We start from the raw sequence: 26,136 nt of genomic DNA, 5'->3' as shown, positions 1-26,136 counted from the left end.
ATGAGTCTTCATCACAGAGTTGATAGGTTATGGGAAATCCGGTTTTTACGTTCAGTACTCAGGCGCTCCCTCCCAGGTCGCGATTCGAGGCCTGGCGTGAGGAGGTCAATGCCATCTTCGACATCAACATCGGCAAAACGGAGTCATCAGGATTCAATTACCGTCTAACGACCAGTTTTTTAGGCGAAATCTTGATGGGCTGTGGTGTCTGGGAGGGAGAGTGCGCGCCGGTGCACTACGGTGTGAAACGGCCTCTGCAGATGATTCGCCGTGATGGACTCGATCATTACTACCTCTGCCTGAGCCTCTCCCACTCAATCCATGGCTCGGCAGGGCGCACAACACTTGCTGCGGGGCGTTCGCAGATCTACGTGCTCGACCTGGCACGCGAACTCGACAGCGTGATTGCCGCCGGCGACACGATCATCCTCACAATCCCTCGCGATGTCCTCAGCGCCCGCCTGGGCGCCAAGGACCTTCATGGGCTGGTGCTGCAAGGGGCGTTAGGCGACTTGCTTGCCGATCACATGCGCGCCTTGCAGCATCGGCTTTCTTGCCTCCAGCACGATGACATCCCCTACGTTCAAGAAGCTACGCTGGCCATGGTCGCCGCGGCACTGGCGCCCAGTGCTGCCAACCTCACGGATGCCGAGGGGCCAATCGATCACACGCTGCTCCATCGCGCGCGTCAACTGATTGAACAGCATCTGCACCGACCCGATCTGTCTCCGGCCTTCGTGGCCGGGCAGTTGGGCCTTTCACGGGCACGGTTGTACCGACTGTTTGCACAGGAGTCGGGAGTGTCGGCTTACATTCAGCTCCGCCGGCTGAACAAGGCCCGGGAGCATCTTCAAAGCGACCTCGGCAACCAACAGCGTATTTCCAGTCTGGGGTTCCAGTTCGGTTTTAAAAGCGATGCGCATTTCAGTCGCTCGTTCAAGGCGGCGTTCGGTTACTCACCCACGCAAGCCCGGGAGCAGGCCGCCGCCGGGCGGCTGCGTCATGAAGAAAAGTCAAACCGTGCACATACCGGATTTTCCCTGCAAAAGATCCTTGATCAGATGCAGGCCGATTGAGACGCACAGTCAACAGTTTGAGACGCTCAGGCAAGAGAATTTTCTCGGGCGTTCAGGTGTAACTTTATAATCGGTATCAACTTGTTTCGGGGCTGGTTCAGCTCTTGTTGCCGGGTATTGAGGGCGTATTTTATGCGCCCTGGGCTGGTGGATAGTTCGTGTGCAGGGCTCGTTCGCGAAAGAAGAAGTAACTGTCTAGGAATATGGCTAAGGGGATGGTAATGAAAAGATTGGTTTTAATGGCTGTTTTAAGTTCGGCTATCACCAGCGGCTGCAGCTCAATGCCATCAATGCCGTCAATGCCCATGGTGATGGGAGATGACAAATTTTCAGAAAGCTACGTGGCCTCACATATCTTCAAGGGCAAAACCACTCTGGCTGAGGTCTCAAGCTTGTATGGGGAGCCGGACTCTAAAAGTAATTACAGCGATGGCAGCTCCAGCGTCATTTACAGGAAGCGTACCGCACGAGACAACCTGACATCGCTTTATAATTTGGTGGGCACGATTCCTGGTACTGAATCTGCAAAGTCAGCGCTCGCCCAAGCCAGCAACAAAACTTATGACCTGGATAAGGCGAATAATTCGATTAAAGAGCTCTCAGGAAATAAAGGCCATGATAGCAACTACCTTAATGTGACGTTCGACAAGAACGGTATTGTCAAATCATGGTCGCAATAATTGAGCGTTGCTGACGCTAGAGTCGGGGCCCCGTTCACTGCCCAGGGGCTGGTCAGCTGTCGTCCCGCTTGGCGTAGGCGACACTGGCTGGGCAGTAGGCTCATAGGCTGGGGTAACGTGAAGATGACCAAGCCCCTGGCCTCTATTAGCAGCCGATGTCCTTCACCAACTGTCCACGAATAGGTTTGAGCGCCGCCTGCTCGGCCGCCGGCAATGTCGTCCAGACTTTCAGGCCCGAACGCTGCTCGATCTCCTCAACGGTGACTTGGTAGCTGCAGAAGCTGGCCGCACGAGGCGTGTCCTGGTCCATGATGAAGGCCGCAAAGGTCCCCTCAGTCGGCGTGCTATTGGTGAAGATAATCTTCCAGTAGCCGCTGGGGATGGTGTGCTGCTTGGTGGTGCTGGGAAGGGTACCGACGTACCGCTCGTACAGCGTGCCCGTCAGCACGTACACCGAGTCAATCCCCACCCGTTGAACCAGGGCTCGTTCCTTGTCTTCCAGCCGTGCCCAGGCACCCTGGTTCAGGTCGCTCTTTTGCGGGGTGATGTTGGACAGGTAGTTCAACGTCTGCCAGTCACTGACGCCAGCCATGGAGGCGAGGTTGGCCTGGTGCCCGCGGTCAGTCTTCAGCGTTTCATTGGCCAGCTTGTAATCGGCATCGTCCAAGGTCTCGCCGGCAGGAATGTCCGGATCGGTTTTCCAGTTGCGCGGGCGATTGGGGTAGGGGGTGTCCTTGGTGACGCGATACGCCACCCACTTGGCAAACTTGGTCTGCGCATCGTTGTTCAGCGTGTAGGCGGTTCTGACCAGCGTGACGTTGCTGCCTCCGGTGGGGCAGCCCACCGAGCAGTTATCGATCTGCGGGGCAGACCCTGTAACCTCAGGAGGTGGCGCAGGTGCCGTTTCAGGAGCGCGGTAGGGCTCAAAAGTCGAACAGGCGCTGACCAGGGCCAGCAGCAGATAAAGGCCGGTGTGCTTGAGATTCCGATTCACGATGAAGCTCCATTGATTTGACGTGCAGTAACCTTTTATTCGATGCCCGCAGCAGGGCAGCGCGATAGTAAACCAGCATCGTCGGAATGTTGCCTATCGGTTTGTGAGTAGCGATGTCTTTTGAGAAAGGATCGGGCTCCAAGCACTTTCGCAGTCGAATTGCCGGCTCGTGTGGGAGCGCGCATGCATAATCGCCTGTATGGACGAATAACGCTTCGTTCGAAATCATCTGCGTTGTTGAAAATCCTAATGGTTTGCAATCGAGATATTGTCGGGCTTACAGGGGGCTATTGGGCATGCGCTTTAATTCTTTGAGCACTTTCATGAGATTGTCTTCGTAAGTGATTCTCACAAGATAGTCGGGTTGCTTTGCCTGTGCGTTCAGGGGTGGCTGGATAGCCTTGGGCTCTCTGATCTCTGCTTTACAGGATTCCCAAAGATTTATCGATTCTCTGAAGCTGTTGAGTAAGTTTTTTTCTCTGTAATCTGTTTTTTTCCTATTGATGGTTTTTTGAATTGCGGCTGGTTGTGATGTTAGGCGTACAAGCTCATCAATATTGACTGATCTAGGGTCGGGATGTAGAAAGAAATCACCTCCCAGATTGCTCCAGTTTTTAAAAGAAATATGTTTTTCAGGATAGAGCCAGTCTAATTGAGTGGATGCGATGTACTTTTTCGAATGTGTCTTTAGTATAAAGTTTATTGCTATGACCTCTGTTTCATCAATTTGTCTTCCGTGAATTATGTTTTTAAGGTTGAATGTGGTGTCCTTGTAATAATTTATGTGGTCCTCCATTCTTAGTGGGTCTCCTTTGGGTTTCATTATAAGCTCTGCGGGTGTGATAATGAGGCATTTATCTAGGGATAGTGGGAATATGGTTCGTGTGCCTACCCTGCCAATTGTGGCGTGTCCGACCTTTAAAACCTCTCTTGAGGCGGGGAAGACTTTTCGATTGTAGGTCGTTACCGGGGCGTCAGATATTATAAATTTTGTAGCGCTATTTTCGCATGAGACTATTTCCCAAATACTAGATGCCCAGTTGTGAAGATGTAGCTCTCTTGCTGTTAGCATTGCGCTCAATCTGAAGTTTTTGTCTGATAGCTTCGAAAAAATATTGAGCATTTTGGGTGTTCTGAATAACTGTGCACACAAAAATCTGGCGAATGGCAGAAAATGATTCTTGGTTTCTTCTGATAGGGTGAAGTCACTGAATAGTGGAAGTGCCACTTCTCCACGCTTATCTATTTTTCCAAAGAATATTTTCTCAATTGCATCTGAGGCGGTTTCTCCGAAATATATTGTGTAGAGGTGATCCTGTTTAAATGATTTTTCCGTTCCGTATTGATTTAGTGCTTTGCGAGGTGAGCTGTATTTTTCATTGTGTATTATTATTCCTGGGTTAAGGTCTAGATAGTTGAAGGTTGTTTGATTTTTATTCTCGAAAAATCTTTTCTGGTACCACTGCGGTACATAGTGGTTTCTCTTGCTAAAATTTTTTGCCATGAGAGTTCCTTGCTTTAAAGTGCTCTAAGGCTCGTTTAAGTTGACTTTGGTGATGCTTGAAATTAATGACTCACCCTTCAGTGCCTTTAAAGAAAATATGTGCATTTGAGATGGAGAAAACCGACCTGGGTTATGCTGGATGAGAATATTGTCATGAGAGATGCGGCGCTGCCTTCTGATTTGGAATGTTAGGTTTTCGCCAGAAGATATCCTCTAAATATTGCCGCAAATAATGTGCAATGCTCCACGCATCTTCCGCGCTACCTAGCTCGATGACTCCCACCCCATGCTTTGCGTGAAAGGCTGGTGCCTTCAGGACCTGCACCTGACTGGCTTGCGGAATGAGCAGCAGGGCCAGATCTGGCTTGCGGCCTTTCCATCGCAAGCTGTCGTGATACAGGTGAGCAGACTCCATCGCGTTCAGCACATTGGTGCGTGACGACCGGTACTTGGCATCCAGTACGATGAAGCACGCGGGCTGCCCTTGGTGTGTCTGGGTAATGACAATGTCAGGGCTTCGCTCGCGGGATAGGCTGGCGAATCCCTGCCAATGAGGGCGATCCACTGCAGGGCAGCGTGCCTGTAACCACACTTCAATGACCTGCTGGTCGTCGGCACCTCGCCAGAAAAAACGATCAACCTTCTGTGAGGGGCTGTGCTCAGTCCAGCGCATCTGCGGGTAGCACAGGCGCAACTGCTCCAGAATCTTCACATAGCACCAGCGTTCGTAGATCTCCCAAGTGGGGCTGATCCACAGCGACTCGGCCGATGCCTGGCCCTGTACGCCGGCTCGCAACGCGTACCAGGTGAACCGGTAGGCACGGGCATAGTCGGGGTGAGCAGAAATGGCGTTGAGGCCGGCGGCCGATAGCCGCCGACGACTGAGCTGACGAAAAAGAGAGGCGTTGGCGAGACGTTCCAGGCGCTGGCGCAACTGACTCAGGAACTGAATACGGCGGCGTAGACGAGGAGCCAGCGGCGTACGGGTATCGCTGGCTCGTTCATTACTCTCCAGTTCCGAGAAGACAGCAATGACGCTGTTGCAGCGGCGCAGCACCTCATGCAGAACCAAGCCCAACGCTTGGTTGGCGGGATTGTCCAGCGTCTCATGGGCCAAGGCCACGTCCAGACTGACGGTGTTGAGGGCAGGGCGCGTCAGAACATCACGGTGAAGCAGGGCTAGGCCATTGGGAGAACCCATGGCCTTGCGGACCGTGGTGGCATCCATGCGTTTGACCTGATGAGCAGGCGCTGAACGGCGCTCGCGGTGCAGTCTTGTCAGCGGCTTGCGTAGGACCTGGGCATAGGCATCGACGATCGGCTTCCAGTACCGGCGCAGCCTGGCGTATTGCAGGTGAGGGTTGGACAGTATGCCGTCGGTGCCGATCAGGCTCTGGGCCTGCTCCGATCCGTACAGCAACTGTGGATCGAAGTCGGCGATATCCTGCAGCATGCCGGCGAAAATCTCTGCGCCCAACTTGCCTGGATGAGGCGACACGTCCAGGCGGTAGGTCGCCAACGAATTGCCCTCGGCATCGACCAACTCACCTACGACCTCACCAGCGTAGTATCCCACCGACCAGCGCCAAGCCTGCGAGCTGCCGTGCAGGACGACCTCAAGAGGCTGATCATCAACGTACAACTGCGCGCCAGGATGCACCGAGATGAAGTACTCACCCTGTTCGATGAATCCTGTAGTGAGCTCGTCGGGGACCAGTTCCAGGCGCGTTGCATCGCTGGCACAGTGACAATGAAGTCGCATCCGCTATTACCGCCAGAATCTCGTTGATCCACTGTGCAGCAGGTCCTGCTGCATGTCACCGACCTTCACCGCAGACCGTGCCAGCTTGTAGCGCTCTAGGGTGTCCCCAAGCTCCTTGAAGACCTTCTGCAGGCGAGGGGAGTCCTCACCTCGCAGCTTGGGCAGGATCTTGGAGTAGATGGCTTGGTCCAGGGCCTCCTGGAACTCGATGATCCCACCCTGTTGGGTCTGCTGCAGGTAGCCGATGATGTCGTGCAGAGTTCGCCAACCAAAGTGCAGGCGGGCAGGGCGCAGGATCGTCATCAGCTGCTCCATCAGTTCGCGTAGCGTCGCCAACTGCTCCGTGGCAAGGTCCGCCTTGTCCCAGCCCGGATAGGCATGAACATCGATGTCCCAGAACTCGATTACCGAGGCCCGGTCCAGCACCTTGTCGCTCAGTCCATGGGTGGTCTCGTCCATGTTGACCGTGCCGATGATCACCAGGTTGGACGGATAGGCGATGGTGGCGGGTACGCCATTGATGGCTTCGGCTTGGCCATGCAGGTCGATGCATTCGCCCGTCTCCATCGCAGAAAGGAAGGGCGCCAAGTACTGCTCGGGATGGGAGAGATTCATCTCGTCGAGTACGAGGGTGTAGGGGCGAGTAGGGTCCGAGGCAGCCTGCAGGACGAAGTCCAGAACGCGGGTACGCACATAGGATTCGCTTTCCAGTGGGTTCACGTAACCCAACAGGCTTGAGTATTCGTGCCAGCCCGGCTGCACGGGGACGATCAGCAGACCATCCGATGGCTGTTGTTCACCCTGCCAGAGGCTCAGGGCGTAGCCGCGGGCCAGTTGTGTCTTGCCAGCGCCACTCAGGCCTGTGAGCACTGCAAAGTGCCTACGAGGATGGCTCCAGAGCCCAGCATCGAGCTGGCCGATCAAGCTGGGCGAGAAGGGCAAGCTTGAGTCGAAGGCTTGGATGATCTCCGCAAGCGCTGGGCGTTCGACATCTTCACTCCAAGCCAGGTTAGGGAGGAGAGCGATCAACGAATCTATATCTTCCTCGACCTGAAGTGGCTCGGGCGTCCAGTCGATGCGCTGGACCCACTGCTCACCCAGAGCAGTCAACTGCACTCGCTTGTCGATTATCTCTATCAGCTGTAGCCAACGGAGCCAGTTGAACAAGCTTGTAGGGGCGAAGTCGGACTTCCAGTTGGGATTGACTTCGCGCAGTTTGAGCAGCGTGTCGCGACGGCTCAAACGCTCGAAGCTGAGCGCCTTTAGCAGGTAGTCGAAGCCGAGGATGCGTGTGACCATCCAGTCGATCACTTCGTTCGGTTCGCCGGACTCCAGCAGCGCCTCACCACGCGCGGTCAAATGCAGGTTGTTCTGATCTGCCCGAACAACTCCCCACTCAGCGATCAATGCATTGAGCTGGAGGTTCAAGGTGGAACGTTTACACTGTGGGCTCATCGATTGCAGGTGGTCAATGAAGTCGTCACGCGTGCTGCCATGCGCCAGAAACTCGATCATTGCCTGGATCGTTGCCAGTCCGCCGCCGATAGCCAGCATGCCACGTCGCCGGCGCTCGGGAGGCAATGGATTGAGTCGCTCGTCGCGGCTATCTGGCTCTGAAATCTCAGTGGCTTCCTGCTCTTGGTTCTGCACGTAGGAGGCGTATAGGAACCAGGGAAGGGTCAGTCGAGTTACACCTTCATGACTCAGCGCATCAGGGGCCGCACCGAGAACTTCCTCAAGGCGTTCTAGCACCAGCCTGTGCATTGCGGGGCGAACCTCGCCTGAATGGTTAACGCCCATTTGAGACGCGAGCTCTAACAGCTTGCGAAAGTCAGCGATAGTGGTGAAGGAGCCTGGGCACAGAAGCGCAAACAGCCGGTACATCTTCAGTCTGGGGCGACGCTTTGAAAGTTGTGTGACGAGGCTGGAGACTTTGGACCAAGCATTGTTGATCAGTACTTCGCGACCCAGCGGGGCGGGCGTGTTCGCGTAGCTGACCTTCAACTGCCAGAGCTGTTCTGCTACTTCAGCATCGGCTGCCACTTTGGAGATGTCGACGTGGCCCATTCCTGTGGCCGACACCGATTGGGTGTTCCAAAGCTCAAGCTGGAACTTTTCACTGACGAACTCGTCGTGACCCACATCTCTGACACGCTGCATCCAATGCAGCACTTCACTGATCCAGGCTTGGTTGCCTGGGAGTGACACGACGTTTTCCAGCAGACTCTCGCAGGCAAGGCGGAGCTGTTCATCATCCATTAGATTAAGCACGGCGTCCTGGCTCTCGGTTCCAAAATGATGGCCGGATGATGCCAGCTTGAGCTGATTGGCCGCCAGCGCTTCCTTGGTGCTTGCTTGAAAAAAAGGCCTGACGAGTCTGCTGCAACGCTCCTCGGGACTCATGGCTCTCGGCCACGAGCCGCACGCTGACGGTCGGCGAGCAGAAGCGTGGACGTAGTGTGGAGGCATCTGTAGCCTGCTGGGAGCATGGAATCGAACACGGAAGACAGCCCCCTCAATGAACCGCCTGACCATCGTTCAGCACACCTCCAAATACATCACCCAGCCATACCCGACGTTCGCCATTGATGGCCTGCCGTTTGAGGTCTGGCTACCACAGCAAAACCCAGACACGGAGATGGATCTCGTCAGTGCGCATTGGGGACTCGACAACGATTGGGATGTCGAGCTGATCTGGGACCGGAGCTATTCAACGGCCCCGGGCTGGAAAACACTGGTTCCGCTGCTGGTCTGCTCGGAGGACCTGGATCTGAACTGCGCTGTCGTGGCGGTTGAACAGGCAGCGGATCAAGAGCGCATTCATTGGCAGCGGTTCGGGGTAATGCGCGGCTGGATACATGACGCAGACCCCGAGGTCGACTGGTTTGAGGGTGTACCCCCCGTCTCGTTTGAACGAGCGGAGTTCATGAGCGCCCTGGACAGCTTCCGTCAGCTCATCGGCCTCAAGCTCGACTGGTACGACTAACGCGGAAACCCTCGAGCATTGGCACAGGCTCAGCCACCGCCGATAGCACCTGTCCACGCAGTCGTCTCCCTGCTGAGGGAGCGACCCACTTTCTGCCGTTCGAGATTCCATGAATACCCAACTTGCCCGTTTGATTTCTGACTACCAGGCCAGCGTCCGAATGGCCGTGCAGCTCATGCAGCGCTCGGGTTTCGAACTGCCGGCTACCCCTACCGATTGGTTGGCTGCTGACATTCCCGAGCAAGGAACGCTTGAGGGCGGCGTACGCTACTTCAAGCATGGCCACGGCTGCGCCGTTCTGCTTTCCACGGGTGCTGTGAGCTTTGACTTTGGGGCGCAGGGACAGATCGACGGTTTCAATGTGGGACGGCTTGCAGGCTTTGCGGCATCCCGATTGCCCGGGTACGGCTTTGCGACGGAGGATGCGCTCAAGGCGTGTTTCAAGGCTGGGGTGGAGCAGGGCGCGCTGGTGTATTCAGGGGACGTCCTCTACTACGTTGCCGGTGCGGCTCATTCATACGCTGTCGACCTCTACACGGGCAGCCCATCGCGGCTGGAAGTTGAGAGCGCCAGCTACCACGAGTTTCTCGAACGATGGGAGCAGGGCTTGTTTGCTGGGCAGCGACTGGGCCAGGCGTTCTACAACCATTTTCGCCTGCATCGACTCGCTGACCAGGCCTGTTTACAGGGCCTGTATGAGGCCGACGGCGATAAAGCCCGTGCTCTGATTTCTCGGGTTTTTCAGATCCGTTAGCACGGGGCGCCGGCATCGGCGTCAGGCCCGACGGATACGAGTAGAGCGGGAAGCTGTGCTCCTGCTTCCCGCTTTTCCCTGAAGCCCGTCGTGATCAGCTGCTGGCGCTGATCGGCTGCCCATTCAGGAACTGATCCATCCTCGACTGCGCCAGCTCAATCAGGTACACCACGCCCATCGCCACCTTGCGATTGGGGCCGGTCTGGTTGTCGGCGTTCTCATAGGCCGTGGCCGCGGCCGACTGCAGGATTGAGTGGATGTCGACCAGGACCTCTTCTTGGCCGAGCAGCGTAGGTGAGTTGCATGGCGGTATCACTGTGGGCAGAGGAGTGGGCTCCGTACCTGCCTCCGGGCCTAGGTTGTGGTGGGCCAGTGCTCGATCGGCGATGCGGGAGTCGATGATTGCTGCGTTGCGTTTCGCTGGCGGATTGGGGGTTACTTTGAACATGTCTGCACTTCCAATGTTAAGTGGAACTGCCTGCGTCGCGACTAAACGAGTGGGAGGCAGCTGTACGCAGGTTAGTCGTACCGGAACATTGGGAACCCGGCGCGCTCGAAAGCGCCCTACGCACAGCCACCATCAAGCAGGGCACAGAAATGCCCGATTGGGAGGTGACGCTTGTGCGACCAATGTAAGATTTCCAGGCGACTAAACCTGGTCACTGATGAGCAGTGACGAGCCGAAGACTAGCGGCGAGATTGGGCGCAAAACAAGCACTTGGGATTGTCTCGGAAATTTCACTCAAGGGAAAGCGAGTTGTCTTGCAGGAGGCTGAATAAGCCAAACTTCTTTGCTCTTGCTGCCGAATCCACCGTTATTTGGGAAAAATCCTACAAGCCCATATTAGAGCCCTCTGCCAAGCTGATTTGAACGTCGTACTGGCCGTCGGTACGACGACAGAAATCTCAATCGCGAGGTGGAAGCATGGCTACCGAAACAAAGAAAAAAGGACTCATCTACCGCTTGGGATACGCATTCGGCTGGTTCTCTGGTCGCTATCGCAGACTGGAGGAACCGGTCCTTCGCTGGGCAATGAAAAAAGGCATGCCCGCCACGTTGGCGAGCTTGCTGAGTGGGTTGGTGCGACTATCTCTGATCGGTTTGTTCCTATACCTAGCGTTTTGGGTTGTGGTCGTGATTTTTGGAGTATACATAGTCAAAGAGATGGTTAACTATGAAATAGACTCCAGTGAAGATGAGGGAAAATTTGATGATATAGATTTTTGCCCTGATCGATTCTCTCCTGAGTATATTCATGACCCGAGATTTGATCATAAGCCATGAGCTTGATTTTTCACTTCTTCGAAAGCAGCTTAGTTGCGGATTTCTTTAGTACGTTCTTGCCCGCGCCTCCGTATTGTCGAACATCGCTAGTACCATCTGCGAATCCTCGAAGAGCTGATCCAGCATGTTGCCCAGCCCAACCTAAAGCCGTTATCCAGAAAGTTGGCAGGAAAATAAATATCGCTCCCATCACCATACTCAACAGAAAATCCGCCTGCTCATTGTTCAGTCCCATCAACGGGTTCAGGGGCGCGTGGGGCGAGCCGGATCCGTACAGGGCATCGAAGATGGTGCTGTCCATCCAGCGTGCCAACTGGAACCAGAAATCCACGAAGATCAGTGCGAACTGCACTACCGATATCGTGACCAGCGCTTTCAAGTCGTAGCTGCCGAGCACCAGCACCAACGGAATGCAGATCACCAGCGCCATCTTCAAGAAGGCCATGATCATCGGCAGCGCCTGGCGAACCACATCCATGGCTGGCATGTTCGTCAGCGTGCCCATGGTCGTTCCCACTGCTCCTGTTACCCTGGCGGCAACGTCAGGTATCGAGGAACCGATCCTTCCGCCGTAGTCGGTATAGACCTTGCCCTGGGTCATTTGCTGGTTCCTCGGCGACACCACCTGCCGAATGAGCGCCTCGTCCACCTTGTCCTTGCTGGTAAAGGTGGCCCACTTTGTGAAGCGCTCCAGTAGGGAGCTGTCCACTTCGGCAAGTAGTCGGCTTTTCAATCCCTCCTTTTCGTCACTCCACCACTGCTTGCACGTCGGGTAGCCGCCACCGCTGGGTACTTTCGCCAGGCCCGCGTCCCGCTCTGGATCGTAAGGCCATGCGTCGCGTGGAGTCTTGGAGTGATAGGTGTCGTAGAAGCCCGTGTTCTGCAGGAAATACCGCGAGCCAATCCAGTTGGTGTCGTTGGTCTGCTCCTCGGTCAGGGTCGGTTGCTTCATGAACAGCTTGGCCCGGGAATAGCCATAGCAGTTGTCGACGAAGTCGGCCACCTCCTGGGCCAGCAGCGGGTTTTTCAGGCGAGTGTTGTTCACTTCCATGCGCATCTGCCGCAGATCCGTCCCGCAGGGAATGGCGGCCACGGCGGCACCACTGATCGCTTTGGATACCGAATGCACAAAGAACCACCAGATCGGCACTTTCGCACTCTGGCCGTTCAGGGTGGTGAAGGACTTTGACCAACCGGTGTTCTGGGGCAGGGGGGCCTGATGCTGACACTGTTCCGAACGACTCTGGTCGAACTTCAGGGTGCTCAGGCTCACCGTGATGAAGGGCACCCCGGCGAACATCACCACCGCAGTCGCCAACCACAGGCGATGCTCGATGCTGGCGCTGGCCGCCAGCGCCGCATCAGCACCACCGCCTTCCTCTCGGCCCCTGAACCATTCCTGCAGAATGATCACCAGGAACGGCAACGCGAAGAAGCCTGAGTCCATCAGCACGTTCCAGATGCCATTGCTGACCAGCCAACCCACCAGGGTCAGGTAGAACTCCAGGTAGTCGTTGGTGTAGAGCGTCATACCAGGCTCTCCCACAACGCACTGATCCGCACCAGTTCGATCAGCAGGATGCCTAAGACTGCGGTCACTTCAGCCCTTTTCACAGTGTGAAGAAAGACCGGTTGAACCTTGAGCGTCCGGCGGCGAAACCACACCCAGCCCCACGCAACGAAACCGAAGAACACGATGCGAGCGATCAGGAAGAGCCAGTAGTTGTGGATCTGCCACTCCTGCCACTGTGCAAAACGCATCAGGGAAAGCCCACCGATCGTCACAAGGCTCCCCACGAGCACGCTCAAGAGAGCGAGCACCATGGGCACAAAGACAATCAGCGCCAGCAGCTTGAGGTATTTGCGCGTGGTCAGGTTCATGGCTTCACCGCCTGTGTCTGCGCACACCGTACAGCGGCATAGCCATACTCAGCGGCCCGTGGCAGCTCGCGGCATTGAGACGATGGACCAAATACCGCCGGGGCATAGCGCAGGAGGAGGGCGCTTAAAGACCTGGCTACGGCCGGCGCAGGCACGGTCCTTTGCATTGAGGCGGTATTGGAGGCCGCAGCTGGCGTGTGTAAGAGGTGGAGTTGAGACATAGCGAGGCTCCTGAAAGAGAAGCCTCAAATCCTCCTTAGGGGCTCTCGCCAGTGCAGCTGGAAAACTGGATTATGAGAGGTATATTTTGCAGGGGAAATCGCTGCGTAATAGGTTGTAATACACACTGGCCATGTCTTGCTAATCTGGTAGGAACAGCTCAAGAAGTAGCTAGCCGTTCGCTGATAACTTCCTCAGCAGATGGTAGCGCTTGAAACTCAAGCGTTTGATTCCACTTGTCCGAGAATGTGTTTATAGGAGTTCTTGTTCTTCTTGCAGTAGATTTGGTGAGATTTTTTTTAATTGTGGGCATATTTTTTGATTTGTTAGCTGTGGTTCTAGCTGTCTTCGTGGCTGCTGTGTTGGCTGTGCATTTAATTTGGTTCTTGTTTAGAGGTTTCTTGGTTTTTTCTGATTTGTTGGCAGTGATAGTAGAGCGCTTTAAATTTTTAGTAGGTAAGTTTGCTTTTTTTTCATTTGCATGCTTGAGTAATGTCAAGCCTACAGCCGGGGACTCAAGAAGGCCGCTGAGAGCATTTTCTATGTTTTCAGCGGAATCAATAATTACTTGCTTTCCATCGTAAACGATAGAGAATTCGAAATTCGAATCGGCTTGATGCCAGTCTGCAATTCTTTCTGTCTTGTTACTTTCTGGAGAGTACAGGAAAATTGAGCCATACTTTCTTTTAGAATTTTTTGCTTCTTTAATTTTCGTTGTGAGGTCGGCAGGGTTTTTTATTGTTAAGTTGCTTGGTCCTTTGACCACTTTCACTCGGTTTTTTGTGAAATTTTTAATTGTTAGGTCGAGTTTTTCAAATGCTGCCTGAAGCTGCTTTTGATTGTCTTCGTGATCTTTTGCGGCTTTTAGGCCCTTTTTCAAAGAGTCAGCGAGTTTTGACATTACGCTCTCCTAATTTGGCTTATTACTGGGAAGTGGTCTGAGACATTTTTTCGCCATTTTTTGTATTTCTCATCTAAAGCAGGCTCAGAGCAAATCTTTGTTTTCGATTCTATCAGATGCCAGCCCTGACTATCAATAAAGGCGCTGGAGAACAATATTTGGTCGAATGTTTTCCAGTAGGTCATTTCCTTTCGCTCTTTATATAGGCAGGTTCCCCCGACATGGGACCACGTGTGTACATTCTCATGATCATGTGGGGAGTGAGCGCCGAGTATTCGCCAGAAGGGGTTGTAGAGGACTTTGGGGAATTCCTTTACAACAGCTTTGTCGCGGGAAGATAAAAGTTCGAAGCAGACTGAGTCATCGAATGGCTCATCATTGAAATCCCCCATTAATATTATGTGTGGGGATGTGTTTTCTTGAAAAATAGTATTCAGGGCTTTTCGTAAAAATCCGCCAAGCTTTCTTCTGTGCTTTGCTTTCATTGAAAGCTGGCTTTGCCAGTGTGACAAGAACAAGAAGAAGCTATCATTGTTTATTTCTAGATTTACTCTGATACCAATTTTGTAGTAGGTTTCTAGTTCGTCGCGGCAGTATTCGAGTTCTAGGCTGTCTTTGAATGTGATTTTTGTTGAATTGATGATTAGGCAATAATCATCAATGCGTCCTTCATGCTTTTTGTAAAGGGGGATGACTTTGTAATCGTTGAGATTTGAATTTGTGAGGTGGGTTTTTATTTTGTCGATATCTATTAGATCTACTTCGCAAAGGCCAAGTAGGTCTATATGCTCATGTGTTATAAGGTGTTCTATTATTTTAAGATAGAGCCCGGTCTTCTTTTTTCCGGTATCTTTTGTTTTTTTTGCTACGGGTGGAGAAAGGCTTGTATTCCACCAGCCAATGTTAATTTCCATATAATGCTCTCTGGATGGGTGAGTCGATAGTTGTGGTGCCTAAATGTTTTCTCATTTGAGCTTTCTAATGCTACTGAGAGTAAGTGCGATTGATATTCTTGGCAAGCCTTATTTGGCTTGGTAAGCTTGATTCCTAGATGCTCAGTCGGTCCATGAGAAAAACCAGAAGCAAAAACTCAGCTGTCCCATGTCCACTTCCTTTGAGGCTAGTAGCTGGGCTTCTTTCACCTACAAAATGCCATATGCCTTCTCTCTCAGCATGTTCTCTTTACCTTATCTCTGCTTGGTTCATAGCAGACCTGCCTCGCAAGAGGTTTCTGGTTATTGATGTTGTTGAGTGTTTCATGTGTCATTATTTTTCTTGATTTTAATCGAAGTCTGATTTTTCACCGCGGTCATACCTTGAGATTGCATTTTCAACAAGGGAGAGAGCTTCGATGTCTTCTTTTTTTAAGTTTAGCTGTTTGGATTGGTGTATAAGTTCTTTGCAGGAGTCTATCCCTAGTAAATCGTCTAGCGTCTTTATGGAGATATATCGATAATGAGACGTGTTTCCCTCGCTGCTCTGTATGGCGGTGCTTGCGGCAGCTTGAGAGAACTTCAAAAAACGCACGCCATTATTTATATTTAGCTTAGCCCAATTGGTTCCGGAGTTTTCGTGGAAATTATTAAGTCGATAGAGGAAGGGTACGAGATTCCAGTGGGATATAAAAGCATCGGGGTCGGAGTCAGCGGTTTCTATTAAGGAGTTTGAAAATGCTCGTTTTAGATTCTGAAATCCTGAGAAGTCTAAATAACTTTCAGACTCTCTTGTCCTTCTGGAATATTCTAGGCCAAGTAGAAAGTTAAGTGTTACAAATGATTTTTCTTGGTTGAAAGCATCCAGGAGTAGTTGGCTCCTAATGTGCTCTTCTGGATGCCGGCATAAAAACTCTTGTAGCAAGCCGCACACCAGCATTGGGCTTGATAGCGTCAACAACGAACTGTCATCTTCCCTTACAGACTCTCCAAGTCTGATGAACGTGCGTACCACTGCTGGAGAATCCTGAATCGGAAAGTCCTCTACTCTACCCTCTAATCGATTGAGGATTTCACGCTGTAGCTCAGGTCTCTGAGTGCCGAATAGGCTACAGAACGACTCCGCATCATTGATCACGCTCACCAGCTCAGATAAAAGGCTGTTCGTTATATCTCGTATAGGAAGAGAAAGCTCGAAATATCGATCGAACACTTCGGCACGGCAAACTCGAGAGTCTGCCAGCCAGACTGAAGGTCTCTGCTGTCGGTGGCTTGACGGGTGGGTCAAAGCCCAATCCAGTCCCGGAAACATCAGCTCAATCACTCGTCTTGTTGCGTTGCGATGAATTTCGGGCGCCAGGGTTACGAGTTCATCTACTACTTTTTTGACTTCGATTTCATGGTCAGTGTCTCGTCGAGAAATTGGATTGCTGTCTGTGAGCAAAACCTTATGGCGTGACATGTTCGCATAGGTGTCTGGTGAGAAAATTCGTAAGCACTCGAGCGCAAATAAATCGACTGCACTGACCTCGGCTACTTCTGTTCCGCGAAGTAGGCGAGAGTGAAACGCTAAAGTAGAAGTGTAGCGATATACGTTCCGTAAATTGCTGAAAAATGGCCGCAATCCTTGCGAAAACATAGTATGCCAATAATTTTTGTCGAATCTGGTGAGTAATTGAGGTTCGGAGGCGAGTATTGCTTCTAGTCGCTGGTTTAGTACTTCCTCAAGCTTTAATTGAGGCATCACGGGGACGCTGAATGGTACCTGGATTATTTTCTCCAAATAATCAGCGCCTTCGAATCCGGCGCGCTGCAAACCTCGTTCAACAACGTCGCGCTGGAATAATAACAAAAAAACTACATTTGGGAATGCCATGTTAGCTTTGACTAACTGGAAAATCGCACGCATCTGGTCGGCAGACAATCGATCAAGATCATCAAGCACTATTACTAGAGGATGTTCTTTCTTAATTAAGAGCTTGTGGATTTCCTGCCTGACTTCACTCAGCGTGCTTTCGTTGTCCTTGGCCTTATCTTCCTCTACCTTCGAACGATCGGACAGAAAGGTACCAATCTTTCGTATTGTTGGTGTGAGTACCCCGGCCCATGCCACGAGACTCACGACGCTTAGGATGGTCTGCGTCAGCACCTCTGAAGCAAATCCGCTGAGGGCTGTCGAGACTGAAGCAAATAGTATTAGGGTGTGCTTGGCGATGCCGTCTACCATGTCAGCGCCGGTAGTGAGGCGGCGGCCGTACTGCCTTAGGGCTTTAGCGAGTTTTTTGCCGTACTTGCTTTTATCCTTACGGCGTATTGTGAGTGAAATATCTTCGAAGAATGCAGCGCTTAGGCTCTCCTGGCTGGCCCATTCCCACGGATTAAACTCAATCAGTTGGCACAGATTGGCCTGCTTTAACTCCTGCACAACCATATTTTTGATCGAGCTCTTCCCGCAACCCCAGTTTCCGGTCAAACCGATGACCAAGCTCTCTTGCTTTCGCCAAGATGCAACTGCAGTGGTGAGTGCATGAGCGAAAGCGGCACGTTCCAGAATGTCTTGATCCTTAGACGTAATTGCTCGATCCGTTGCAAAGTCCATATGATCCACGGTTTTTTAAATCTCCCAGAAAGCTATGTAGTGAAGATCTGTGCGAGTGATGGCATTCTAACCTCATCCGCTCGCCTAAGTAGAGGTGTCAGCAAGGACGCAACGTCCACTGCAGCTGGTTCACCTTTGCCGTAACGGGGGGGGTTGAGGTTTTTCTAGAAGCCGACAGCACGCTCACTCTGCCGATGCAGGAGCAGGTCCTGATCAAGGTTGGCGCCGAGCAGACCTGATGGGAGGAGGGCCTGTTGAAGGCGTACTTCACCTCGGGTATTTCAGTTTGGGTCGAGGAAAGGACTGTAGACTTCGACATCTACGCAGAGGATACCAAGGACATGGACTTTCGCGTCTCGGTGTTCGCAATCTCAGGATCAAAATCCCGGAGCCAGAGGGACACTCGAGCATGGGAGATCTGGATAATATCGCCCGTGGCATCCCCAAGCATGCCCAAGGTTCTTCGTGATCAGCCTCCAGTTTGAAACCATGATGTACTGGCGGGATGCTGTCGGATTGCATCACCAATCGACGCGAAGCTGAGGCCCTTTTCCTGCACCTGGCCGCTGCCCCTCATGTACACCTGCAGAAAAAAGCCCGGCAGAGCCGGGCTGGAGTGAAGTACCGCTACAGCTCGAACCCGGTCATCCCACTACCGGCTCTCCCAGCAGCGACAGGAGCAAATACGGCACTCCTTGCGGTGGATCTATGCGCCTCAGCGTCAGTGCCAGAGCACCTTCCTTTTGCTCTGGGGAGCCCAAGTCAAAATCGACCTGCCTCGCCTGAGGGTTCTGGTTGTGGGCCCTGGCCACCGCCTGGAACAGACCCATCAACCGACTCTCGTACGTCGAGCGCCGGCGATCGGCCGGATCCAGCAGCACCTGGTCCCACACCTGTGCAGTGATCGCGATGCCATATTCCATTACCTGGTCAACGCGTTGTTTCTTCATTCGGGGCATCTGATTTCTCCTTCAAATTGAGAAACCACTTGCCCCAACCGGGAAGTGGTTTCCCGGTGACAGCGATTACGATTGCAGCGTCAAGCGTTGCAGCAGGTGACGCCTGTGTTGTCGAGCGCCTGCAGGGCAAACCCTCGCCATCTGGGTGAAATCAGAAAGCCCCTGAGTTCCATGGCTTCCCGGCGGGCCCTCCTGGCCGATTCAAAAGCCTCCTGGCTCATGTCCTGGTGCGCCTGCTCGTAGAGCGCCGCCATCCGCTGTCCAACAGCCCAAACTTCAGCTGCCGTCCGGCAGGGACGTCGCCACACGATCTCCGATGCCTAATTCTCTGTCCGGGCTTGGAGTCTTTCGACGAGTTCGCCTCGATGCATTACAATAGGCACATGTGCCTACGAGGCTTTCCATGTACCCTAAAGACAAGCTCCTGTGGCTTATTGAGCAATCGGGTGTCACTCAGGCCCGGGCGGCCGAACTCATTGCTCAAGAAACCAAGCGCCCGTGTAGCGTTCGTAGCGTACGGGCATGGCTGGCGGACTCAGACAAATCCAGTGCAAGGACATGCCCAGAGTGGGCTGCCAATGCCTTGGAGAGTCGTCTGCGTTTACTCAAAATGATTATTTGAGAACAGGCACAAGTGCCCTGTATGGATTCTCATCGCGACCTGCTGGACAACGCCCCAGATCCCTGGTGGCCTACACAGCGCCCATGGGTTGGCACCCGAATGATTGGAGACACCGCCCATGCTTAAAAATTTGACGTTTGAAGGCGTTGGTCCTGCTCATACGCTTGCCCTCGACTTCAAACCTCGCCTGAACTTCCTGACCGGCGACAACGGCCTGGGCAAGAGCTTCGTGCTGGACATTGCCTGGTGGTCGTTGACGCGTACTTGGCACAGAGACGGCATCGCCACGCCGCGTCAGGATGCCAGCCGTTCGAGCATTGCTTACTGTTATGAAGGCAGCACTGGCGATTTCGCCTACAAAAGTGACTTCGATCATGAGGCCCAGCAATGGTCCGTCAAGCAGAGCCGTCCGGCGATTCCGGGGGTCGTGATCTACGCCGGTGTCGACGGGAGCTTCTCGGTCTGGGACCCCGCCCGTAACCACTGGAGAGAGCAGGGAGAGACTGCAGCGCCCGCCCGCCCTCGTAGTTTTGACTTTTCACCGGATGAAGTTTGGAACGGCCTGCACTTCGGCGACGTTAAGATCCAATTGTGCAACGGGCTGATCAGTGACTGGGTGCTTTGGCAGGAAGGGGGAAAGCCCGCCTTCGATGACCTGGTCAAAGTGTTGGATGCTCTATCACCCTCTGGCGTAGAAAAGATGCAACCAGGGGAACCGATGCGTGTGGGTGATAGCGTTCGTGACATTCCCTCGCTGCGCATGCCTTATGGGCAGGATGTCCCGCTGACCCAGGCCTCAGCCGGTATGCGTCGTATTGCGGCGCTGGCCTACCTGCTGGTGTGGACATGGCGAGAGCATCAATTGGCTTGTAAGCGATACCGTATCCAGCCAGCCAGAGAAATCATCTTTCTGATCGATGAAATCGAGTGCCACCTGCACCCTCAATGGCAGCGCCGAATTGTTCCGGCCTTGCTCGATGTCATGAACGCTCTGACTGGCAGCCGTGATGTACCCGTACAGCTCCTGGCAGCGACTCACTCCCCGTTGGTACTGGCCTCGGTGGAGCCCCAATTTGATAACGAGCGCGACTGCATCTGGGACTTCGATCTGGTCGGCACCGAGGTACAGGCGTCGCTGTATCCCTATTCGCGCAAAGGTGATGTGAACGCCTGGCTATCGTCCGAGGTGTTCAACCTGAAAGAGCCCAGTTCGGTCGCCGCTGAAGAGGCATTGCTGAGGGCGCGTGAGTTCCTGCGAGACGTCAGTCTGCAGAAGACACCTCTGACCGCTGAGCAAAAGGGCACGCTGCTGGAGATCGACTCAGCCTTGCGGGGCAGCCTAAGTGATGTCGATTCCTTCTGGATTCGTTGGAGCCATTTCCGCGAGCAGAAGGTCGGCATCGCATGATTCGAGTTCAGCCAGCAGATGAGCCTGAGAGCTTTGATGAAAAAGTCCGACAACCAGGACTGCGCGCTATCGCTGAATTGATCGGGGAGCAGGGGCTGGAGAAGCGCAAGGGCCGGCCCAGAAAGGTTGTCGCGCAAACACGCGAAGAGATACCTGCTGACAAATTCCCTCCGGTTTGGACCGAAGCCCTGCCAGATTTGATGGAGGCATACGGTCGTCTGTGTGCCTACGTCTGCATCTACATCGAGCGGGTCACTGGCGGTGGTTCAGTGGATCACATGCTGCCCAAGTCTCAGGCGTGGAACGACGTCTATGAGTGGCAGAACTATCGCCTGGCCTGCACGCTGATGAACGCTCGCAAGAGCCACTATCAGGACGTTCTGGATCCGTTCGAGGTCGAGGAGGGATGGTTTCGTCTCGAGCTGGTCGGCTACCAGGTCGTGCCAGGCGAGAATCTAGATGCCGAGATCGAGGCACGCGTGCGCGCCACGATTGATCGCCTGAAGTTGAATGATCATGATTGCGTGAAGGTCCGTGAAGAGTACGCCACGGCCTATTTCAACGATGACATCTCACTGGACTATCTGCGCCAGCGTGCGCCGTTCCTGGCAATAGAGCTTGAGGCTCAGGGTGCGATTGCTCCTAGGCAGTAGATAGCATTAGTCAATGCTGTGTTGGTGACCCCTTCCTGATGATGTGGTCGGTCTGAGTCGCTCACATGCGATAGGAACACATTGTTTAAAGGTAGCATTCGACTGCGTGGTGCACGCGCAAACGGAGCATCTAAGACGTAAGAGAATATGGATATTGTCTATGGCTAGAGTTGATCTGAATGTTCCGTTTTCCCAAAAGGACTTGGCGAAATCACTCGGTGCGCGTTGGGATCCGCAGGCGAAAGTCTGGTATGTGCCTGACGGGGTTGAAATCGGGGAGATGGAGCGATGGGTGCCCCCACCCGATAAGTCAGAGCTGGAGCACCAGCCTGAATTTAGAACCAGATCACCTTACTACTACGTTATGGAGTCGATATCCGATTGTTGGAAATGCTGTGCCCCGACACGCGTGTTCTCATTCCGGCTCCCTGATGAATACGAAGAGTTTCATTACATTGAGGAGTACGAAGATCCTCAGGTGTTCACGCTGACCAGTAACCTGGGTCAGTGGAAAAGCCGAGGCTACGGAGGCACGGTGTCCGACGTGGGCAGCCTATCTCCTCAAGTACTGAGGCGGATTCGCCAATTCACGGGGAGCTTTAGGCTGGACTACAGCAAAATGGCTGGATGTCGTTACTTCATGAATCACTGCCAGCACTGTGGTGCGAAGCTTGGGGACTTCTACATGCATGCGGAACCCGGTGGTGCCTTCGTCCCGATGTCTCCAGAGCAAGCCGGCAAAATCACTCTCCACAGAATCAACGAGCGCTTCGATGCAAATTGCGGTGTCGGATTTGCAACGCAAGACTTCATGGAGTGGATGCAGATCAGAGATTAAGGCGGCCGGTTTCGGCGATGTGCTCGACTGATATCCCGCAGAAGAAGTGGAGGACAATTTGCTCTGCAACTGTACGAACCTCCGGCGCCTGAATGACACTTGGTAAAAACACGTTCGCCTGATCCTCTGGCAGACTCCGCACATCCGTAGAGACAATCGCGAACTGTTGTTGGAGCCGATCCAGACGCGATGCCGAACCGGATAGGTAAGGGTTGCCAATGAACGGAAACGGCAGTCGTAGTCCATTCACCGGTCCTTCCATGTAGCTCTCCTCAGGTGCGAGACGGACCTCGTCTCATAGGACAAGGAAATCCCAGTGGATGGTTGTCAGGTTTAAGCCGCGGCCAGGCCCGGCGCGGTGTAAAGACATCCGAAAGCAAACCGCAGAAGCGACCAGCAGCCGGTAGCAGCGGACAGCAGAGTCGGGTATCTGCCCCCACCTGACGAAAAATCAGTGGCAGGGCCGCGTGTAGTGGGTGGGCGCGCCAAACAGCAGTACGCCCATGAAGTGAAAGCCGATGAACAACGAACCCCAACAGCAGGCCGACGTTCAGATCAGCAAGTCAGCCCAGGGCTGACGCAGTCAAAGTGGAGCGATCAACGCTCGAAAGTACAACAGCAGGGCTTCGCGATTCTCCGTGTGAAACAGAATGCGGAGAACACTTCGCCCGGCGGGGGAGTGTCCCCGCATGGGTGGTGACAACAGAAGCGGCTAGAGGTACTTCAGCGCAGCGAACAACAAGCTCACGCAGCCAACTAACATCGCACCCAACCGTAAGGTCAGTTTGTTCTCCTGTTTCGCAAGCTCTTTGCTTTGCCTTTCTCCGTTGACCTCAAGCGTGTGGCGAATCTCTGACATATCGGCCCTGATTTCAGAACGAAATGTCGCCATATTCGCTTCAAGCCTCGTGATGTCCAGCTTGAACTCACTACGAACAGCCATGAGTTCATGACGAACGTCTGCTATATCCGCTTTCAGTTCGTTACGAGCCTCAGTGAGATCGGCCTTGCTAGCAAGGACACTGGTCATATCTTTCTCCAACGCATTCACGAGAGCGGTTGCGCTTCGATGCGGCATGCCGCTATTGCGTAGCGCGCCGTAATAAGCAGTTCCCATTTTCATCAGACCTCCAGATTGGGGAGGGCCTGCCCCTACGGGCGAGGCCCATAGGTGTCAACGCCAACCCAAAACTGACCCCTCTACCTCATTTTTCGCCAACTGAAATTTGACCCCCTTGGCCTGTTTCTAAACGGTTTTCTCTGCCCTGGTCGGGCTGGTACCCGCCTTGCGTTTGTCCTTGAGGCGATAGCTGTCGCCCGAGATCTGCACGATGTGTGCGTGGTGTAGCAACCGATCCAGCATCGCGGCCGTCAGCGTCTGGTCATCCGCAAAGGTGCCAGCCCACTGGGTAAACGGCAGGTTGCTGGTCAGAATCATGCTGCCGCGCTCGTAGCGCCTGGCGACCACGTTGAAGAACAGGTTGGCTTCGTCGCGACCGAAAGGCAGGTAGCCAATTTCGTCGATGACCAACAACCGAGGCCCCATCACCGCACGGTTGAAATACTCTTTCAGGCGATCCTGTCGATGGGCCGCTGCCAGTTGCAGCATCAGGTCAGCGGCGGTGATGAAACGGGTTTTGATACCCGCCTGGGTCGCGCGATAGGCCAGGGCGCAAGCCAGGTGCGTTTTGCCTACGCCACTGGGGCCGAGCAGGACGATGTTCTCGGCACGTTCGACGAAGCTCAGCCCGGCCAACTCCTGCAGTTGCGCTCGCGGCGCACCGCTGGCAAACGCGAAATCGTACTGCTCCAACGTCTTGAGCGCAGGCAGTGTCGCCATCTTCAGCAATGTCTGGCGCGAGCGCTCAAGGCGTGCCTCAGCTTCAGCGCGCAGCAACTGCTCCAGGAAATCGGCGAAGCTCTGTTCCTGAGTCGCGGCTTGTTGTGCCAGGCCCGCCCAGTCCACCGCCATCCGTTCAAGCTTGAGCTGTTGGCACAGTTCGATGATGCGGGCATGCTGCAGGTTCATCGGCTCAACTCCAGTAACTCATCATAGACCGAAAGCGGGTGCTGCAAGCTCTCATGCGGTAGAACCCGTCCCAGGCGCAACGAGGTGATCGTCGGTGCGCTCGTCACCCGGCAGGCTGGTAGGGGCAGCAAGACATCACGTTCTTCAGCCAGGCGAGTTGCCGGTTTTACACCGGTGGTGCCATGTATCCGCTGGTGCGCGATTTCCTCGAGCCAACGACCAATATGCGCATTGGCGGTGGCCACATCCAACGGTAATCCCGCGCTCTTGAGCGTGGCCGCCAATGGTGTAATGAAACTGCCCTTGAGGTAGCCGTTGAAGCGCTCGACCTTGCCTTTGGTCTTGGCCCGATAGGGCCTACAAACACGAGGACGAAAGCCATATTCGTCGGCCAGCGCCAATAACCGGGGATGCCAGCGATGCAGACCTTCGCCATAGGCATCGCGCTCCAGGATGATCGCTCCGGCGTTGTCGAACAGCGCCTCCTCGGGTACCCCGCCGAAATAAACAAAAGCCTCACGCAAGCCGTCCAGCCATGCATCACTGTCTTCGCGGGCACCGAAGCGGACGAAAGTGACGCGGCTGTAGCCCAGCGTGGCGACGAATGCCTTGAGCGGGTTACTGCCCCTGCGGATGGTGGTGAAATCGACTTGCACCTGCTGACCGGGCGCCGTCTCGAAGCGCACCACAGGGTCATGACGCGGACATTTGAACGGTGCCAGGTAGGATTTGAGCCGGCTGATGCCGCCTGTGTAGCCTTGTGCCTGGACTTCACGCAATAGCACCGTCGCAGGAATCCAATGTGGCCGGGCCGCTTCCACGCGTTCTTGCAGATAAGCCTTGAACGGGTCGAGCTTCTCTGGACGCGCTGCTCGGCCTGTATAGCGCGGCGACTCGGCTTCGCCACGCAGGTACTTGCGCACGGTGTTGCGCGACAAGCCCAGCGTGCGCGCGATGGTTTTGATGCCCATGCCCTGACGGGCCAATACCCTGATTTCCACTGACTGCTCCTGGGTCAACATCTCGGCAGCTCAAAGCCGCCATGATGGCCCAGGGGGTCAAATTTGCGTTGGCGTTAGGGGGTCAGTTTTACATTGGCGGTGACACATAGGGGGAAATCATGTCCAGCAGTGCTTCCATCGACCGCAATGGCAGTCGAGTGGTCGCATCGTGGGAAGCTTAGCGACCGGTTGGTTGGATCACGCGCAATGGCGCGTCGTAGCCCCTCCGATCCCAAGCTACTGTGCATGTTGCTGACAAGGCCAGCAGTACGCCCCCGCACAATGAACACCCCGGCTGTAGGCTGTCAAATCGGTCTCTGCAACAGGTTATTTCTGGAGTGAGCTACCTGTAGGACGCAGGAGCGGTGGAGAGAAATTTGTCTTCCTGGTTGGGGTAGGAATTGCTCTATCAGGCCTGTCGGTCGATGCTGTGCTTGTCTACAGAAACCAGACTCCCTGCTACTCAATCACTGGCGCTACCCATCAGAATCCAGCGCTGCCCGTCGGCGTGAATGTCGAAGGCAAAATCCCACCACACCGGGTAAGCCGGATGACCTTCGGCGAGCCAGAACGAGCTGAGGGTGTCGGCCTGGTCCAGGCGCACACGGCTGAGCAGTGCCTCGGCCAAACGGATGATCTCCAAGCGCTTACCCGGTAAATCCACCGGCCCATAGCCGCCATCTCCCGAGTGCAGCAGGTGCTCCAGTACCTGGCTGCGCACCTCGCCGGCAGGCACGGGAGTCTCCCTACCCACGACGCTGCGGTTGCTGACTGAGTGGCGCAGTTGCTCTTCGAGTGAGCAGTCGGAGTTGAAGGGGCCGTAAACGCCTACCCAGGCGGAGTAATTCATCCCTTCCAGCAGATGCTCAAGTCTCTGAATTTCGGGTGCCCGGGTGTCTGCGGTCATTCGCATCGTGGCGACTCCATCCTGCTGCGGGTGAGCGGGTAGTGTGCGGCAAGGCGGACGACAGCGGTAGGCCGCTGCCGCAATGTCGCTCTCAAGCGATTGTTCCTGTCGGCCGGCGGCAGGTTTGTGGGGGATGCACAGACTGC

24 protein-coding genes and 1 pseudogene are annotated in these 26,136 nt (G+C 54.3%); 9 read left to right on the top strand and 16 right to left on the bottom strand.

Features of this window, described 5'->3' with window-relative positions:
• The first annotated feature begins 29 nt into the window (after positions 1-29).
• Both ACMGT0_RS20685 and ACMGT0_RS20680 read left to right on the top strand, forming a co-directional pair.
• Positions 30-1,076 carry a helix-turn-helix domain-containing protein gene (locus tag ACMGT0_RS20685; RefSeq protein ID WP_239687944.1) on the top strand — a complete coding sequence of 349 codons (1,047 nt, stop codon included), beginning with the start codon at positions 30-32 and terminating at the stop codon, positions 1,074-1,076.
• 221 nt (positions 1,077-1,297) lie between these two features.
• On the top strand, positions 1,298-1,756 hold the full coding sequence (locus tag ACMGT0_RS20680; RefSeq protein WP_416769587.1) for a hypothetical protein: 459 nt from the start codon (positions 1,298-1,300) through the stop codon (positions 1,754-1,756).
• Between the two features lie 145 nt (positions 1,757-1,901).
• Here ACMGT0_RS20680 and ACMGT0_RS20675 read toward each other — a convergent pair whose 3' ends face one another.
• From ACMGT0_RS20675 to ACMGT0_RS20660, 4 genes are all read right to left on the bottom strand, one after another.
• A complete protein-coding gene (locus ACMGT0_RS20675; RefSeq protein ID WP_416769585.1) occupies positions 1,902-2,750 on the bottom strand; it encodes a DNA/RNA non-specific endonuclease in 849 nt (282 codons plus the stop codon).
• A 277-nt stretch (positions 2,751-3,027) separates the two neighbouring features.
• Positions 3,028-4,254 (bottom strand): DUF4238 domain-containing protein, encoded by a 1,227-nt coding sequence (locus tag ACMGT0_RS20670; protein ID WP_416769583.1) that lies wholly within the window; start codon positions 4,252-4,254, stop codon positions 3,028-3,030.
• 151 nt (positions 4,255-4,405) lie between these two features.
• Complete coding sequence (locus ACMGT0_RS20665) at positions 4,406-6,016, bottom strand: DUF2357 domain-containing protein (RefSeq protein ID WP_416769582.1); 1,611 nt, start codon at positions 6,014-6,016, stop codon at positions 4,406-4,408.
• Between the two features lie 6 nt (positions 6,017-6,022).
• Complete coding sequence (locus ACMGT0_RS20660; RefSeq protein ID WP_416769580.1) at positions 6,023-8,419, bottom strand: McrB family protein; 2,397 nt, start codon at positions 8,417-8,419, stop codon at positions 6,023-6,025.
• A 115-nt stretch (positions 8,420-8,534) separates the two neighbouring features.
• Here ACMGT0_RS20660 and ACMGT0_RS20655 point away from each other — a divergent pair, with 115 nt between their 5' ends.
• The 3 genes and pseudogenes from ACMGT0_RS20655 to ACMGT0_RS20645 all read left to right on the top strand — a co-directional run bounded on the left by ACMGT0_RS20655 (position 8,535) and on the right by ACMGT0_RS20645 (position 9,756).
• The gene (locus tag ACMGT0_RS20655; protein ID WP_416769578.1) at positions 8,535-9,002 is read left to right on the top strand and encodes a hypothetical protein; all 468 of its coding nucleotides are present in this window, start codon (positions 8,535-8,537) and stop codon (positions 9,000-9,002) included.
• A 109-nt stretch (positions 9,003-9,111) separates the two neighbouring features.
• A pseudogene (locus ACMGT0_RS20650) lies at positions 9,112-9,486 on the top strand (DUF6896 domain-containing protein); the annotation flags it as partial.
• Positions 9,487-9,555: 69 nt separating this feature from the next.
• On the top strand, positions 9,556-9,756 hold the full coding sequence (locus ACMGT0_RS20645) for a hypothetical protein (RefSeq protein WP_054064530.1): 201 nt from the start codon (positions 9,556-9,558) through the stop codon (positions 9,754-9,756).
• Between the two features lie 94 nt (positions 9,757-9,850).
• Here ACMGT0_RS20645 and ACMGT0_RS20640 read toward each other — a convergent pair whose 3' ends face one another.
• The gene (locus ACMGT0_RS20640; protein ID WP_416769576.1) at positions 9,851-10,204 is read right to left on the bottom strand and encodes a DUF6124 family protein; all 354 of its coding nucleotides are present in this window, start codon (positions 10,202-10,204) and stop codon (positions 9,851-9,853) included.
• A gap of 477 nt (positions 10,205-10,681) precedes the next feature.
• Between ACMGT0_RS20640 and ACMGT0_RS20635 the strand changes: the two genes are divergently transcribed.
• Positions 10,682-11,041, top strand: coding sequence for a DUF3742 family protein (locus ACMGT0_RS20635; protein ID WP_416769574.1), 360 nt, complete (start codon positions 10,682-10,684; stop codon positions 11,039-11,041).
• Between the two features lie 10 nt (positions 11,042-11,051).
• Here the strand turns inward: ACMGT0_RS20635 and ACMGT0_RS20630 are convergent, their stop codons facing one another.
• The 6 genes from ACMGT0_RS20630 to ACMGT0_RS20605 all read right to left on the bottom strand — a co-directional run bounded on the left by ACMGT0_RS20630 (position 11,052) and on the right by ACMGT0_RS20605 (position 18,532).
• The gene (locus tag ACMGT0_RS20630) at positions 11,052-12,572 is read right to left on the bottom strand and encodes a conjugal transfer protein TraG N-terminal domain-containing protein (protein ID WP_416769572.1); all 1,521 of its coding nucleotides are present in this window, start codon (positions 12,570-12,572) and stop codon (positions 11,052-11,054) included.
• Positions 12,569-12,922, bottom strand: coding sequence for a hypothetical protein (locus ACMGT0_RS20625; protein ID WP_416769570.1), 354 nt, complete (start codon positions 12,920-12,922; stop codon positions 12,569-12,571). The genes ACMGT0_RS20630 and ACMGT0_RS20625 overlap by 4 nt, the downstream gene beginning before the upstream one ends.
• Before the next feature lie 379 nt (positions 12,923-13,301).
• Positions 13,302-14,042 (bottom strand): hypothetical protein, encoded by a 741-nt coding sequence (locus ACMGT0_RS20620; RefSeq protein WP_416769568.1) that lies wholly within the window; start codon positions 14,040-14,042, stop codon positions 13,302-13,304.
• Positions 14,042-14,956, bottom strand: a complete 915-nt coding sequence (locus ACMGT0_RS20615; RefSeq protein WP_416769567.1) for an endonuclease/exonuclease/phosphatase family protein — start codon at positions 14,954-14,956, stop codon at positions 14,042-14,044. The genes ACMGT0_RS20620 and ACMGT0_RS20615 overlap by 1 nt, the downstream gene beginning before the upstream one ends.
• A 367-nt stretch (positions 14,957-15,323) precedes the next feature.
• On the bottom strand, positions 15,324-17,573 hold the full coding sequence (locus tag ACMGT0_RS20610) for a KAP family P-loop NTPase fold protein (protein WP_416773529.1): 2,250 nt from the start codon (positions 17,571-17,573) through the stop codon (positions 15,324-15,326).
• 644 nt (positions 17,574-18,217) lie between these two features.
• Positions 18,218-18,532, bottom strand: coding sequence for a hypothetical protein (locus ACMGT0_RS20605; RefSeq protein ID WP_416769565.1), 315 nt, complete (start codon positions 18,530-18,532; stop codon positions 18,218-18,220).
• 740 nt (positions 18,533-19,272) lie between these two features.
• Between ACMGT0_RS20605 and ACMGT0_RS20600 the strand changes: the two genes are divergently transcribed.
• From ACMGT0_RS20600 to ACMGT0_RS20590, 3 genes are all read left to right on the top strand, one after another.
• Entirely contained in the window at positions 19,273-20,562 is a 1,290-nt protein-coding gene (locus ACMGT0_RS20600; RefSeq protein WP_416769563.1) for an AAA family ATPase, read from the top strand.
• Positions 20,559-21,215, top strand: a complete 657-nt coding sequence (locus tag ACMGT0_RS20595) for a hypothetical protein (protein WP_416769562.1) — start codon at positions 20,559-20,561, stop codon at positions 21,213-21,215. Before ACMGT0_RS20600 ends, ACMGT0_RS20595 begins: the two co-directional genes overlap by 4 nt.
• 160 nt (positions 21,216-21,375) lie before the next feature.
• Positions 21,376-22,053: a DUF5710 domain-containing protein gene (locus tag ACMGT0_RS20590; RefSeq protein ID WP_416769560.1), complete on the top strand. Its 678-nt coding sequence runs from the start codon at positions 21,376-21,378 to the stop codon at positions 22,051-22,053.
• Here the strand turns inward: ACMGT0_RS20590 and ACMGT0_RS20585 are convergent.
• The 5 genes from ACMGT0_RS20585 to ACMGT0_RS20565 all read right to left on the bottom strand — a co-directional run bounded on the left by ACMGT0_RS20585 (position 22,043) and on the right by ACMGT0_RS20565 (position 25,990).
• Positions 22,043-22,315: a hypothetical protein gene (locus tag ACMGT0_RS20585; RefSeq protein ID WP_416769559.1), complete on the bottom strand. Its 273-nt coding sequence runs from the start codon at positions 22,313-22,315 to the stop codon at positions 22,043-22,045. The two genes, ACMGT0_RS20590 and ACMGT0_RS20585, sit on opposite strands and share 11 nt — an antisense overlap.
• A gap of 450 nt (positions 22,316-22,765) precedes the next feature.
• Positions 22,766-23,176: a hypothetical protein gene (locus ACMGT0_RS20580; protein ID WP_416769557.1), complete on the bottom strand. Its 411-nt coding sequence runs from the start codon at positions 23,174-23,176 to the stop codon at positions 22,766-22,768.
• A 123-nt stretch (positions 23,177-23,299) separates the two neighbouring features.
• Positions 23,300-24,082, bottom strand: coding sequence for an IS21-like element helper ATPase IstB (gene istB / locus ACMGT0_RS20575; protein ID WP_416768943.1), 783 nt, complete (start codon positions 24,080-24,082; stop codon positions 23,300-23,302).
• Complete coding sequence (gene istA, locus ACMGT0_RS20570) at positions 24,079-25,104, bottom strand: IS21 family transposase (protein ID WP_416768942.1); 1,026 nt, start codon at positions 25,102-25,104, stop codon at positions 24,079-24,081. Before istA ends, istB begins: the two co-directional genes overlap by 4 nt.
• Before the next feature lie 442 nt (positions 25,105-25,546).
• Entirely contained in the window at positions 25,547-25,990 is a 444-nt protein-coding gene (locus tag ACMGT0_RS20565; RefSeq protein ID WP_416769555.1) for a hypothetical protein, read from the bottom strand.
• Positions 25,991-26,136: the final 146 nt, after the last annotated feature.

The organism is Pseudomonas sp. RHF3.3-3 (assembly GCF_048069595.1).
Classification (GTDB): domain Bacteria; phylum Pseudomonadota; class Gammaproteobacteria; order Pseudomonadales; family Pseudomonadaceae; genus Aquipseudomonas; species Aquipseudomonas fuscovaginae_B.
The sequence above is the reverse complement of the archived record's forward strand: the minus strand, read 5'-3'. Positions and strand labels throughout refer to the sequence as shown.